Source organism: Pseudomonas sp. NPDC047961, assembly GCF_050272435.1.
Taxonomy (GTDB): domain Bacteria; phylum Pseudomonadota; class Gammaproteobacteria; order Pseudomonadales; family Pseudomonadaceae; genus Stutzerimonas.
The window spans coordinates 275676-287870 of record NZ_JBNNMD010000002.1; the positions used below are offsets into that span (position 1 = coordinate 275676).

Annotated in this window: 11 protein-coding genes; 9 read left to right on the forward strand and 2 right to left on the reverse strand. The window is 61.8% G+C overall.

Annotation, left to right across the window (positions count from 1 at the left end; genetic code table 11):
* Positions 1–43 precede the first annotated feature (43 nt).
* The 3 genes from ACQKIK_RS07565 to eutC all read left to right on the forward strand — a co-directional run bounded on the left by ACQKIK_RS07565 (position 44) and on the right by eutC (position 2619).
* Positions 44–1438, forward strand: coding sequence for an ethanolamine ammonia-lyase subunit EutB (locus tag ACQKIK_RS07565; protein WP_499135457.1), 1395 nt, complete (start codon positions 44–46; stop codon positions 1436–1438).
* Complete coding sequence (locus ACQKIK_RS07570) at positions 1435–1605, forward strand: hypothetical protein (RefSeq protein ID WP_499135459.1); 171 nt, start codon at positions 1435–1437, stop codon at positions 1603–1605. Before ACQKIK_RS07565 ends, ACQKIK_RS07570 begins: the two co-directional genes overlap by 4 nt.
* A gap of 207 nt (positions 1606–1812) precedes the next feature.
* Positions 1813–2619: an ethanolamine ammonia-lyase subunit EutC gene (eutC, locus tag ACQKIK_RS07575; protein WP_499135460.1), complete on the forward strand. Its 807-nt coding sequence runs from the start codon at positions 1813–1815 to the stop codon at positions 2617–2619.
* Positions 2620–2699: 80 nt separating this feature from the next.
* Here the strand turns inward: eutC and ACQKIK_RS07580 are convergent, their stop codons facing one another.
* Positions 2700–3128: a RidA family protein gene (locus tag ACQKIK_RS07580; protein WP_463286993.1), complete on the reverse strand. Its 429-nt coding sequence runs from the start codon at positions 3126–3128 to the stop codon at positions 2700–2702.
* A gap of 172 nt (positions 3129–3300) precedes the next feature.
* Between ACQKIK_RS07580 and ACQKIK_RS07585 the strand changes: the two genes are divergently transcribed.
* From ACQKIK_RS07585 to ACQKIK_RS07595, 3 genes are all read left to right on the forward strand, one after another.
* A complete protein-coding gene (locus ACQKIK_RS07585; protein WP_499135461.1) occupies positions 3301–4080 on the forward strand; it encodes a M90 family metallopeptidase in 780 nt (259 codons plus the stop codon).
* 172 nt (positions 4081–4252) lie between these two features.
* Positions 4253–4780 carry an inorganic diphosphatase gene (gene ppa, locus ACQKIK_RS07590; RefSeq protein WP_015275614.1) on the forward strand — a complete coding sequence of 176 codons (528 nt, stop codon included), beginning with the start codon at positions 4253–4255 and terminating at the stop codon, positions 4778–4780.
* 597 nt (positions 4781–5377) lie between these two features.
* Positions 5378–7639 carry an MHYT domain-containing protein gene (locus tag ACQKIK_RS07595; RefSeq protein ID WP_499135462.1) on the forward strand — a complete coding sequence of 754 codons (2262 nt, stop codon included), beginning with the start codon at positions 5378–5380 and terminating at the stop codon, positions 7637–7639.
* 132 nt (positions 7640–7771) lie between these two features.
* Here the strand turns inward: ACQKIK_RS07595 and ACQKIK_RS07600 are convergent, their stop codons facing one another.
* On the reverse strand, positions 7772–8659 hold the full coding sequence (locus ACQKIK_RS07600; RefSeq protein WP_045424334.1) for a manganese catalase family protein: 888 nt from the start codon (positions 8657–8659) through the stop codon (positions 7772–7774).
* Positions 8660–8941: 282 nt separating this feature from the next.
* Here ACQKIK_RS07600 and rloA3 point away from each other — a divergent pair, with 282 nt between their 5' ends.
* The 3 genes from rloA3 (at position 8942) to ACQKIK_RS07615 (ending at position 12119) form a co-directional block, all read left to right on the forward strand.
* A complete protein-coding gene (gene rloA3 / locus ACQKIK_RS07605) occupies positions 8942–9475 on the forward strand; it encodes a retropepsin-like aspartic peptidase RloA3 (protein WP_499135463.1) in 534 nt (177 codons plus the stop codon).
* A 227-nt stretch (positions 9476–9702) separates the two neighbouring features.
* Positions 9703–11097 (forward strand): vitamin K epoxide reductase family protein, encoded by a 1395-nt coding sequence (locus ACQKIK_RS07610; RefSeq protein WP_499135464.1) that lies wholly within the window; start codon positions 9703–9705, stop codon positions 11095–11097.
* Between the two features lie 23 nt (positions 11098–11120).
* Positions 11121–12119, forward strand: a complete 999-nt coding sequence (locus ACQKIK_RS07615) for an SDR family oxidoreductase (protein ID WP_463308940.1) — start codon at positions 11121–11123, stop codon at positions 12117–12119.
* Positions 12120–12195 lie beyond the last annotated feature (76 nt).

A 12195-nucleotide genomic window follows, 5' to 3' on the forward strand; every position in this document is an offset into this window, starting at 1 on the left:
TGCCAACGCAGGTAGTTTTCACAGCTTGCTATGGGGGGCGAGCATGGCGGGATACACGCACAGCGTAGGCGGCACCAACTGGCACTTCGACAGCCTGCGCGAGGTGATGGCCAAGGCCAGCCCGGCGCGCTCCGGTGATTTCCTCGCGGAAGTCGCCGCGGGCAGCGACGCCGAGCGCGTCGCCGCACAGATGTGCCTGGCGCAGATCCCGCTCAAGCGCTTCCTCGACGAAGCGCTGATTCCTTACGAGACGGATGAAGTCACCCGCCTGATCATCGACAGCCACGACGTCGAAGCCTTCGCCCCGGTCAGCCATCTGACCGTGGGCGATTTTCGCAACTGGCTGCTCGGCGATGCTGCAGACGAGGCGGCGCTGAAAGCCCTGGCGCCGGGGCTGACGCCGGAGATGGTCGCCGCGGTGTCGAAGATCATGCGCGTGCAGGACTTGATCCTAGTGGCGCAGAAAGTGCGCGTCGTAACCCGCTTTCGCAACACCATTGGCCTGCGCGGACGCATGTCCACCCGCCTGCAACCCAATCACCCCACGGACGAGGCCGCCGGCATTGCCGCAAGCATTGTTGACGGCCTGCTTTACGGCAACGGTGATGCGGTGATCGGCATCAACCCGGCCACCGACAGCACCAGCGGCATCTGCGAACTGTTGAAGATGCTCGACGCCATCATTCAGCGTTATGAAATCCCAACCCAAGGCTGCATCCTCACCCACGTCACCACCTCCATTGAGGCGATCAACCGTGGCGCGCCGCTGGATCTCGTGTTCCAGTCCATCGCCGGCACCGAGGCAGCCAACACCAGCTTCGGCATCAACCTGGCGGTGTTGCAAGAGGGCTACGAGGCCGGCCTGTCGCAGAAACGCGGCACGGTTGGCGACAACCTGATGTACTTCGAGACCGGCCAGGGCAGCGCCTTGTCGGCCAATGCGCATCACGGCGTCGACCAGCAGACCTGTGAGGCCCGCGCCTACGCCGTGGCGCGCAAATTCAAGCCGCTACTGGTCAATACCGTGGTCGGGTTCATCGGCCCGGAGTACCTCTACAACGGCAAGCAGATCATCCGCGCTGGGCTGGAAGACCACTTCTGCGCCAAACTGCTCGGCGTGCCCATGGGCTGCGACATCTGCTACACCAACCATGCCGAAGCCGATCAGGACGACATGGATGTGCTGCTGACCCTGCTTGGCACCGCCGGCATAAACTTCATCATGGGTATTCCGGGCTCGGACGACGTGATGCTCAACTACCAGACCACTTCATTCCACGACGCGCTCTATCTGCGCCAGAGCCTGGGACTCAGGCCCGCACCGGAGTTCGAGGAATGGCTGGCGAAGATGGACATCCTGCGCCAGGACGGCGGACGGCTGCGGATGGGTGAACAGCTCCCGCCCGCCTTTCGCCAGGCGCTGGAGCGGCTGGTGTGACGACCAGTAGGATGGTGTTGAGCGAAGCGATACCCATCAAATCTTGGCCGACGATGGGTATCGCAGGCTCAACCCATCCTACGGAGCTGCGCCAGGAAGGCGGACGGCCGCAGATGGGCAGCGAGCCACCTCCGGCCTTCGGCCAGGCGCCGGAGCGGCTGGCATGACGCCGTCGAGCCCATGCAGCCCGCTGAAGTCTGGCCATGTCCGTGCATGCCTCGGATCGCCAGCAAGCTGGCTCCTACAGATACCGCACGGCCCGCGTTTCGTAGGAGCCAGCTTGCTGGCGATCAACCCCATGCGAAGACCTGCCGGAGCGGGGAATGCACACTCCTTGCTCGCAAACCGAGCATGCATACCCTTCGGAGGTCGCCATGCCTGATAAGCCCACCGCCATCACCAACCCCTGGGCTCACCTGCGCCAGCTCACGCCAGCGCGCATCGCCCTGGGCCGTGCCGGCACCAGCCTGCCCACCGATGCCCAGCTGGATTTCCAGTTCGCTCATGCCCAGGCACGCGACGCCGTGCATCTGTCCCTCGACACCGAAGAACTGGCTCATCAGCTTCAGGACAAAGGGTTCAGGACCCTGCAACTGCGCTCCGCAGCCGCTGACCGCTACATTTACCTCCAGCGCCCGGACCTGGGACGACGGCTGGACGAGCCTTCCGCCGAACAGCTGACAGACCACACCACTGAACACGCCGAGGGCTACGACCTGGCGATCGTCATTGCCGATGGCCTGTCAGCGCTCGCCGTCCAGCGCCACGCCCTACCCTTGCTTCAGCGCATCGAAGAACAGATCGAAAAGGATGGCTGGAGCCTCGCCCCCATCAGTCTGGTGCAACAGGGCCGTGTCGCGCTGGGCGATGAAGTGGGCGAGCGGCTCAAGGCGAAAATGGTGGTGATGCTCGTGGGCGAACGCCCAGGCTTGAGCTCGCCGGACAGCCTCGGCCTGTACTTCACATACGACCCGAAGGTCGGCCGTACCGATGCCGATCGCAACTGCATCTCCAACATCCGCCTGGAGGGCCTGAGCTACAACCTAGCCGCGCACCGCCTGATCCACCTGATGCGCGAAGCCTGCCGCCGCCAACTCTCAGGGGTGACGCTGAAGGACGAAGCGGAAGTGCTCAGCCTCGAGGACGACTCGCCAAAAGCCAGCAATTTCCTGCTGGGCTGAGTGCCTTTCTGATGGATGGCCACCCAGCTCTCGCCAGCGCTGCCAGCCTCTCCAGCAGAGCGCTTCCCGCCCAATGATGGTCACGCCTCCGGCAATACCACCACGGCATCCACCTCGAACAACATGCCATCCAACGCCAAGCGAGGCACTGGTATCAGCGTGCAGGCCGGCTTCATCTGCGCTCCGAACGCCCGCGCCAGTTCATCGCCGAGAATGCCTAAGCGTTGCTCGCAGTGATCGACAATGAGCACCGTCAGCTTGGCTACCTGCGAGGGCAGCCCGCCTGCCGCCTCGATGGCAATCAAGAGGTTCGCCATCGCCTGACGGACTTGGTCGCGGAAATCTTCGGATAGCCGACCGTCCACCGTTTCACCTCCCTGCCCTGCGATAAACGCTAGCCGCGTACCTCCTGGCACCAGCGCTACGTGGGAATAACCGTTGGGGGCGGGATCGTAGAGTCCGGGCGGATTGATCAACGTCGGTTTGGGTGAAACGTCCGATTCGCTCATTGGTGCTCCCGTTCATCAAGTTAGATTGAGTGCCGATAGGCCCCGATCTGGAGGGTAGTACGTTCAGCATGACGCCCCGTGGTTCGCGGCTGATAGGTTGGAGCATCTATGCGGCTTGCTGACGCCGTGCGCCCCGCTTAAGGTTGACGCCCTCCCGGCAGGAAACTCCTTCATGTGGTCACTCCGCGACTGGCGCCGCAAGCGCATCCTCGCCCGTCTCGCCATCGAGCCGGCGCTCTGGCAAAGCGTGCTCGACAGCTTGCCGATTCTCGAGGGTTTAAGCGTCGAGGAGACCGAGCGCTTGCGCGAGCGCAGCCTGCTGTTTCTGCACGCCAAGCGCCTGACCGCGCTGCCCGGAGTCGAGCTAGACCTTACAAGTCGCCTGCGTCTGGCCGCACAGGCAGAGCTGCCCTTGCTGCGCCTGGCTGATCTGGACTGGTATCAGGGCTTCCATGAAATCGTCATCTACCCCGATGATTTCCATAGTCCGCAGAAGCACCGCGATTCCGCTGGCGTGATGCACGAGTGGGATGGCGAACACAGCGGCGAAGCCTGGTTGCAGGGGCCGGTGATTCTGGCCATGCCGGGGGTCCAGCAGAGCGGCACCTGGGAAGGCTACAACCTGGTGATCCACGAGCTTGCGCACAAACTCGACATGCTCAATGGCGACGCCAACGGCCTGCCCCCGCTGCACCGCAACATGCGTATCGAGGATTGGGCCCACGCAATGCAAAACGCTTACGACTCGCTCAATACCACGCTGGACGCCGATTCTGATGCCCACACGGCAATCGATCCGTACGCCGCGGAAAACCCAGCAGAGTTCTTCGCCGTCACCAGCGAGTATTTTTTCAGCGCACCGGATGTGCTGCACGAGGCCTATCCTGATGTCTACCGACAGCTGGCGGCCTTCTATCGACAGGACCCGCTAACACGCCTGCAGCAACTGTAAGGCGACCATCCGCAATACGCGGAACCTCACTGATTTGTGACCGTCGAATACGCGCATTGCCGGACCAGGGAGCTTCGCCACCGCCGGCATGGCAAAACGCCCGACACTGCGCCTATAATCGCGCCCACTTTTTTCGCCCCAGGCCGCCTCGGCCGACCACGGAGCAATGTTCATGAGCTACAGCAAAGTCCCGGCCGGCAAAGACCTGCCAAACGACATCTACGTCGCCATCGAAATCCCGGCCAACCACGCGCCGATCAAATACGAAATCGATCACGACACCGACTGCCTGTTCGTCGACCGCTTCATGGCCACGCCGATGTTCTACCCGGCCAACTACGGCTTCATCCCGCACACCCTGGCCGATGACGGCGACCCGCTAGACGTACTGGTCGTGACGCCCTACCCGGTTGCCCCAGGCTCCGTCATCCGCTGCCGTCCAGTGGGCGTGCTGAACATGACCGACGAAGCCGGCGGCGACGCCAAGCTGATCGCCGTCCCGCATGACAAGCTGAGCCAGCTGTATGTGGACGTGAAGGAATACACCGACCTGCCGCCGCTGCTGATCGAGCAGATCAAGCACTTCTTCGAGAACTACAAGGATCTGGAGAAGGGCAAGTGGGTCAAGGTCGAAGGCTGGGAAGGCGCCGATGCCGCCCGCGCCGCCATCATCAAAGCTGCCGAGGCTTATCAGAAGTAAGCCGAAGCACTGAAGAAAAGCCGGCCACAAGCCGGCTTTTTTATGCCTCGATTTTCGTACTACCTTATTTGAACGTGAGCTTGCTCCCGGCTTTCAACCGTCCGCCCCGGCGCGAGTTGGTAATAACGACCGAAGCCGCCGTTGATTGGCAGATTGTCGTAGTAGTCGCGGCCGAAAAGGTTAACGACGCCCAAATGAGCCTCCCGGCGCTGATCGCAGTCCAGCAGAGGCCAGCCAGTACGTGCATTGGTGACGACATCGCCGGCTACGCGACTCTCGTTGACGCCGTGGGCGTATTGTTGCCCCTGCACCCTCAAATTGATCAGCGCTGACCAATCCGTACCGCTTGCAGCTGGACACGCTTCTGAGGCACGTCTCAAGCGAAGCCTGAGCACGCCGCAGGGCAACGATCAGCCGCCGAATAGCAACCTGTCCGACGAAGTATCGACACCAGATCACACAAAACCCGCTGCGGACTGTCTATCAGAGGTGATTTCGTAGAACGGTGGGTAATGACCGCTAGACTAGCGGCATGGTTTTACTCGTCATCCCGTGCAATACCTAAGAAACAGCTCTAGAAGTCATATTGGATTTGCGATGACCACCACCTACAACGTCGCATTGGTAAGCCTGTCCATCCTAATCGCGGTCGCAGGCTCTTTCACCGCGCTGGACCTGGCCAGCCGAGCTCGTGCCTCGGCAGACTGGATTAGCCACGCCTGGTTATGCGCAGCGGCTGTGTGCATGGGCGGCAGCATTTGGTCGATGCACTTTGTCGGAATGCTCGCGTTCGGCATGCCCGGCATGCAGATTCGATACGACATACCCCTGACGCTCTGGTCGCTGGTCGTCCCCATAGTAGTCACAGCCGTAAGCTTCTTGGCTGTGGCCAGCCGCGGGCTGACTCGTACCACGCTGGGGATTGGCGGCCTGTTCATGGGGCTCGGGATCGGCGCAATGCATTACATGGGTATGGCTGCGATGACGATGCATGCGCAGCTTTCCTATGACCCGCTGTGGGTGACCATCTCGTTCGGCATCGGCATCGGCGCAGCTACCGTTGCACTCTGGCTCTCCACTCGAAGCCGGCGCTTGTCGCTGCAGGCCATCTCGGCCGTTGCCATGGGCTTCGCCGTGGCAGGTATGCATTACTCCGCGATGGCTGGTGCACATTTCACGCCGCTGGACGATGCGACGCCAGCGCTTCCGGGTGGTGGCCTGGACCTGCTGACGCTAGCGCTGGCGGTTGCCGGATCAACCTTTGTCGTGCTTTTTCTGGGGCTTACTGCTTCGATGTACGACAGGCGCATGGCGAGCCTCAGCGAGCGCGAAGCCGCGGCGCTGCGCCAGAGTGAAGAGCGATTTCGCGAGCTGTACAGCAAAACGCCGTTGCCGCTGCATTCGCTGGACGAACAGGGTCGGCTGGAATCGGTAAGCGATGCCTGGTTGGTGTTGATGGGCCATCGCCGTGAGGACGTCATCGGCCGGCCGCTGATCAACTTCATGACCGAGCGTTCCGCACGGCAGATGCTTAGCCAGGACTGGCCCGTGTTATTGAAAACAGGCGAATTCCTTAACGCCGAGTACCGACTGGTGGCCCGAGCGGGTGCGTTCATCGACGTCCTGGCCTCAACCCGGCTCGAGCAGACAACCCAAGGCCCTCTCATCATAGGTGGCCTGGTGAACATTACTGAACGCCGCCACGCCGAGGCGGCGCTGCGTCAGGCGCAAAAGATGGAGGCCATTGGTAAGCTCACCGGCGGCATCGCTCATGACTTCAACAACCTGCTTGCAGTAGTAGGCGGAAATCTCGAACTGCTTCGCAAGCGGCTGCCGCACGACACGACGCGTACCGCCCCCCTGATCGACAACGCGTTGCTGGCGACACAGCGCGGTGCGAGCCTGGTGCAGCGAATGCTGGCATTCGCGCGCAAACAAGAGCTGAATCCCAGTTCGGTCGTGCTGCAAGACCTGGTGCTGAACATGCGCGAGCTGCTACGCCGCTCTGTCAACGCCAATATCAACATCGAAACTCGGTTCCCCCTCAGCTTGCCGCCGGCTTACGTGGATGCGAACCAGCTCGAAATGGTGCTGATCAACCTGGTGGTCAATGCTCGGGATGCCATGCCAACGGGCGGCACCATCTGCATCGAGGGGCAGCTGCGCGCGGCAGCGGAAGGCATGCTGGAATACGTCGCCTTGATCGTGCGTGACACCGGAATCGGCATGAGCCAGGAAACGCTCGCACGCGCCACGGAACCCTTCTTCACCACCAAGGGGCCGGGTAAAGGTACGGGCCTTGGTCTATCGATGGCACACGGTCTAGTCGAACAGTCGGGCGGGAGTCTGACAATCGAAAGCAGCCCAGAAACGGGAACGACTATCGAGCTGTGGTTACCCTTGGGCGTCTCCGATCAGCGGGGCGTGACAGCCTCGGATGACAAAGTCGAGCCCGCCTTGCCCCCCGTACCGGCGCTGACAATCCTCATCGTGGACGACGACCCCCTGGTGCTAGCCAACACCGCCGCGCTGCTCGAAGACATGGGCCATCAGGTCACCAGTGTCGATGGTGGCGAGGCAGCGCTGAGTGTTCTGCGCCAGCAGCGAGCTTTTGACATCCTGATCACCGATCAGATGATGCCGGGCATGACGGGCACCCAGCTGGCCAAGATCGTTAGGGGCGAGAGACCGGAGCTGCCGATCCTACTGGTCAGCGGCTACGCAGAACTGGCCGAAGAAGGCCGTCCTGTGCACACACTGGCAAAGCCGTTCACACAGCACACGCTTAGCGTGGCCATCAGCGAAACACTAGGTCGCCCTAGCTCGCGCACCGTGGTGCCGTTGCTCAGCCGTCGCTGAGTACCGGTTCGCTCCGACACAGGACTGACCTGACAACGAAAAAGCCGGCCCATGGCCGGCTTTTCAGCTCATCAATCAACGATACGCAGCGCATGCGCCTGTGCAGACGCCATCGGCCGCGTACTTAGCCGATCAAGACTTGCCTTTGCTAACCGCAGCGCCCGAACCGAGATCAGCCCCGGTCAGCGGGTCAACGGAGACATCGGACTGGGTCCGCACCGCCATCTGCTGGACCACTTTCTGCTGGGCCTTGCTCAGATCGACCGAAGGCTTGCCATCGCCGCCGTCCACCGCCGGTTGCGGATCTTCGACGAACTCCCACTCCGGCCCCTGATTCCAGGGTCCACGCAGATCGCCTTCGCCTTGCGACAGGTTGTAGTAGACGTTGGCAAATTGCGGATCGCCCGGCAGTTTGCCCTGAGGAAAATTGGGCTGGATGGCGTGCAGCGCTTTCTCGAACGATTTCTGATGCGCGATTTCCCGGGTCATCAGGAATTTCAGTGCGTCTTTAATGCCTGGATCGTCGGTCACGTTGATGAGCCGCTCATAGACGATCTTGGCGCGCGCCTCGGCTGCGATGTTGGAACGCAGGTCCGCCGTCGGCTCGCCGATGGAGTCGACATAGGCTGCCGTCCAGGGCACACCCGCAGAGTTGGTCAAGGCTGGGCCGCCGCCATAGAGCAACGAAGTGATATGCGAATCGTTGCCGCCACCGGTCAGCGAGCGATACAAATCCGCTTCCTTCTCGACACCTTCGGACAGCTCGCCCTTGGCGCCCTTGTTGAGCATACCGACGATGGAGCCGATGACTTCGAGGTGGCTGAGCTCCTCGGTGGCAATGTCCATGAGCATATCCTTGCGGCCCGGATCATCCTCGGACACACCCTGAACGAAGTAACGCATGGCAGCGGCCAACTCGCCCTGGGGCCCGCCGAATTGTTCGAGCATCAGGTTTGCAAGGCCCGGATTGGGCGCAGCGACACGCACGGTGTATTGAAGTCGTTTGTTATGGACGAACATGGTTCACCTCTCGATTCTTATGACTTCCCTTGGAAACAACCTCCTTTAGTGAAATGGGGCCGCTGACGGCATTGAATGCAAGCGGCCCTACTGGTGGAGTCCAAAAAAGCCCAACTGTCCGATTGTTTTTATCAATCATGCCGATGGCTATTGCCAATGAGTCAGCATCAACCGACCGAGGTCTACGCGCGCCGCTTCGCTTCGAGCCGCAGCCAACTTGAACTGCTGTCGGCAATAGCACTCTATGGAATCCACAGCATTCGCTGACTTCTGAGGTGACAGATGCGCCGTCCGGTACGCTCCCGTTTATCCCGCCATACCCCGTCAATCCTGGCCGCCCTGCTGGCTGCCGTAGTCAGCGGAACAGCCCTTGCAAGCTCGCCGCAAGTACTCGGGTGGGTCGAGAAAGGCTTGATCCTTCCTGAGCAGGTCGCGGTGAAATTCAAGCTCGACACCGGCGCGTTGACCTCGTCCATGCACGCCGAAAATATCGACCGTTTTGAAAAAGATGGCGACGAATGGGTGCGCTTCACAGTCGAACTGGAGGATGTGGATACAGACAAAGACGTCAGAACCCGCCTGGAGCGCAAGATGGTGCGCGACATCAAGGTGCGAGGCGCCGGCGGCTCTGAAGAACGTCCGGTGGTGCTGATGAAGGTCTGCCTGGGCAACCAGATGTACGAAGAGCAGTTCTCGCTGAACGATCGAGACAAGATGAATTACCCGGTTCTGATCGGTCGCCGTACTCTGGAAAAGGTAGGCCTGGTGGATTCATCCAAGACCTTCACGACCGAGCCGAGCTGTTCCGACACCTAAGCGGCAGAATCACGAACACTGCGGATCGCCATCGGTCCGCACTCCGTTTCATTTTGTTGCAACTCCCTCATCCCCCTCCGGTCCACTGAACAGCAACGCCGCTGCAACCGCGGCACCAGCGGCTGTTAGCGTCATCGATCAATCCGGCCTCGGGGGGATTCGTGGAGCATCAAGGTGAATACCTGAGACAGGGCGCCATGCCAGCTGACATGGGCATGGACGCACACATGCAAATGATGGAACGCCGCCACCTGGCCACCCTGTGGTGTCACTTCGTCAATGTGCTGCTGGGCTTTTGGGTACTCAGCGCTCCCTTTATCTTTGGCTACCTGAACATAGCGCCAACCGATCTCGACTTGCCGCGATTGGCGATCGAGCGCGAGCTGCCGGATGTGCCCGCCCGCGCGCTGCTGATGACCTGGAGCGACGTGGTCAGTGGCGCCTTGATCGTACTGTTCTCGATCCTCTCACTGAAACGTATTGCCTGGGCGCAGTGGGCGAATACCGTCATGGGTCTCTGGCTGATGTTCGCGCCGCTGCTGTTCTGGACGCCCTCGCCCGCCAGCTACGGCAACGCCCTTCTGGTCGGCGGACTGGTGATCGCCTTCTCGACACTGGTGCCGATGATGCCCGGCATGAGCATGAGCGGCATGATGCAGAAGGCCGCCGTGCCGCCAGGCTGGGACTACAACCCCTCCACCTGGATGCAGCGGTTGCCCATCGCCTTGCTTGCGGTTATCGGCATTTTGCTGGCTCGCTATCTGGCCGGTTACCAGCTGGGGCATACCGCCAATGCCTGGGATCCCTTCTTCGGTACGCAGCCCAACGGCACCGAAACCATCATCACCTCTGACATGTCCCGCGCCTGGCCGGTATCGGACGCTGGTGTCGGCGTCATGGCCTACATGATCGAGCTGCTGATGGCGGTGATGGGCGATGCACGACGCTGGCGAACCATGCCCTGGATGGTCGCCGCATTCGGCGTGGTGGTAGTGCCGCTAGGCGCGGTGAGTATCTTCTTCATCATTGCGCAGCCGATCTTCATCGACACCTGGTGCACCCTCTGCCTGATCCAGGCACTGGCCATGCTGGTGATGATGCCCTATGCCCTGGACGAGCTGGTGGCCATGGGGCAGTTCCTCAAGGATGCGCGTCAGCGCGGCAAACCTTTCTGGAAAACCTTCTGGCAGGGCGATGCGATGGAGGGTGCGCGGGAGGACAACACACCCGAGTTCGACGGTAGCCTGTCGTCCATGGCCTTGAAGGGGCTGCGCGGCGTTAACCTGCCGTGGGGCCTCGCGTTGCTTTGTATCCTCGGCGTCTGGCTGATGTGCACACGCCTGAGCTTCGGTACCGAGGGTGCCATGGCCAACAGCGACCACCTGATGGGCTCACTGTTGATTACCGTCTCGGTGCTGGCCTTCGCCGAAGTGGCACGCCCGATGCGCTTTCTCAACCTGCCGATCGGCGCCTGGCTGATCGCCGCCCCTTCGTTCCTCGAGGGGACCGGGTTCGCGGCAACCATCGGCAGCTTGATCGCCGGCGTGCTGGTGATCGGCCTGAGCCTGCCACGCGGACCGATCCGCCACCGCTATGCGGGCTGGAACGCGCTTCTGCGCTAACCCATCAAGACAGGAGCTTTTAGATGAGCGACCGCGAACAGACTGCCGTGATCTGTGGAGGCACTGCTGGCGTAGGCCGCGCAACCGCCCATGCGTTCGCGCGGGCGGGCTTTCGCGTGGCGGTGATCGCACGCGGTGAACAGGGCCTGTCCGACACGCGCGAAGAACTGGAAGCGACCGGGGCGAAGGTGCTGGCGATCTCCGCCGATGTCGCCGATGCCGAAGCCGTCGATCGCGCCGCCGAGCGGATCGAGGCGGAGCTGGGGCCAATCGAAATTTGGGTCAACGCCGCCATGGCGACAGTGTTCGGGCCGGTCAACAAAATCACTGCTGCGGAGTTCAAACGCGTCACCGACGTCACTTACCTGGGGTTCGTGCATGGCACGCTGGCTGCGCTGCGCCACATGGAGACGCGCAACCGCGGCACCATCGTGCAGGTCGGATCGGCGCTGTCGTACCGCGCGATTCCGCTTCAATCGGCATACTGCGCAGCCAAGTTCGCGATCAGGGGCTTCACCGATTCGCTACGCTGCGAACTGATTCATACCAACAGCCGAATCCGCCTGACCATGGTCCAGCTTCCGGCGCACAACACGCCGCAGTTCGACTGGTCGCGCAACAAGATGAACAAGCGCCCCCAGCCAGTTCCCCCCATTCACACGCCTGAGGTGGCCGCGCGCGCCATCCTGCGCGCAGCCACCGATGCCCCGCGCGAGCTCTGGCTGGGGCGTGCTTCACTCCAGGCGATCATCGGCAACATGTTCATGCCCGGCCTGCTCGACCGGATGATGGCCAAACAGGCCTGGAGCGGCCAGATGACCGACGAGCCGGCCAGTGATGAACAACCCGACAACCTGTTCCAGCCGGTCGAGGGCCTGCATCGCATCGAAGGTCGGTTCGGCAAACAGATGAAAGACAAAGCCCTGGGGCTGAGTTCAGAGACCGTGGGAAAGCTGGCTGCAGGAGGCCTGGCGGTCACCGCAGTGATCGTCGTCGCGGTGGTGGCCGCCATTGCCAGTTAGCGGCCGTCTTGCCTGTATGGCGAGCCCGAACGAGACGTGCACCTTTCGCCGCCTCGACCGTCGCCCATCGGATCAC

What these genes read in the sequence shown, in the direction of transcription:
- ACQKIK_RS07615 (WP_463308940.1), top strand. Translation starts at nt 11,121, where the DNA reads ATGAGCGACCGCGAACAGACTGCCGTGATCTGTGGAGGCACTGCTGGC.
- ppa (WP_015275614.1), top strand. Translation starts at nt 4,253, where the DNA reads ATGAGCTACAGCAAAGTCCCGGCCGGCAAAGACCTGCCAAACGACATC.
- ACQKIK_RS07565 (WP_499135457.1), top strand. Translation starts at nt 44, where the DNA reads ATGGCGGGATACACGCACAGCGTAGGCGGCACCAACTGGCACTTCGAC.
- rloA3 (WP_499135463.1), top strand. Translation starts at nt 8,942, where the DNA reads ATGCGCCGTCCGGTACGCTCCCGTTTATCCCGCCATACCCCGTCAATC.
- ACQKIK_RS07580 (WP_463286993.1), bottom strand. Translation starts at nt 3,128, where the DNA reads ATGAGCGAATCGGACGTTTCACCCAAACCGACGTTGATCAATCCGCCC.
- ACQKIK_RS07600 (WP_045424334.1), bottom strand. Translation starts at nt 8,659, where the DNA reads ATGTTCGTCCATAACAAACGACTTCAATACACCGTGCGTGTCGCTGCG.
- ACQKIK_RS07595 (WP_499135462.1), top strand. Translation starts at nt 5,378, where the DNA reads ATGACCACCACCTACAACGTCGCATTGGTAAGCCTGTCCATCCTAATC.
- eutC (WP_499135460.1), top strand. Translation starts at nt 1,813, where the DNA reads ATGCCTGATAAGCCCACCGCCATCACCAACCCCTGGGCTCACCTGCGC.
- ACQKIK_RS07585 (WP_499135461.1), top strand. Translation starts at nt 3,301, where the DNA reads ATGTGGTCACTCCGCGACTGGCGCCGCAAGCGCATCCTCGCCCGTCTC.
- ACQKIK_RS07610 (WP_499135464.1), top strand. Translation starts at nt 9,703, where the DNA reads ATGCAAATGATGGAACGCCGCCACCTGGCCACCCTGTGGTGTCACTTC.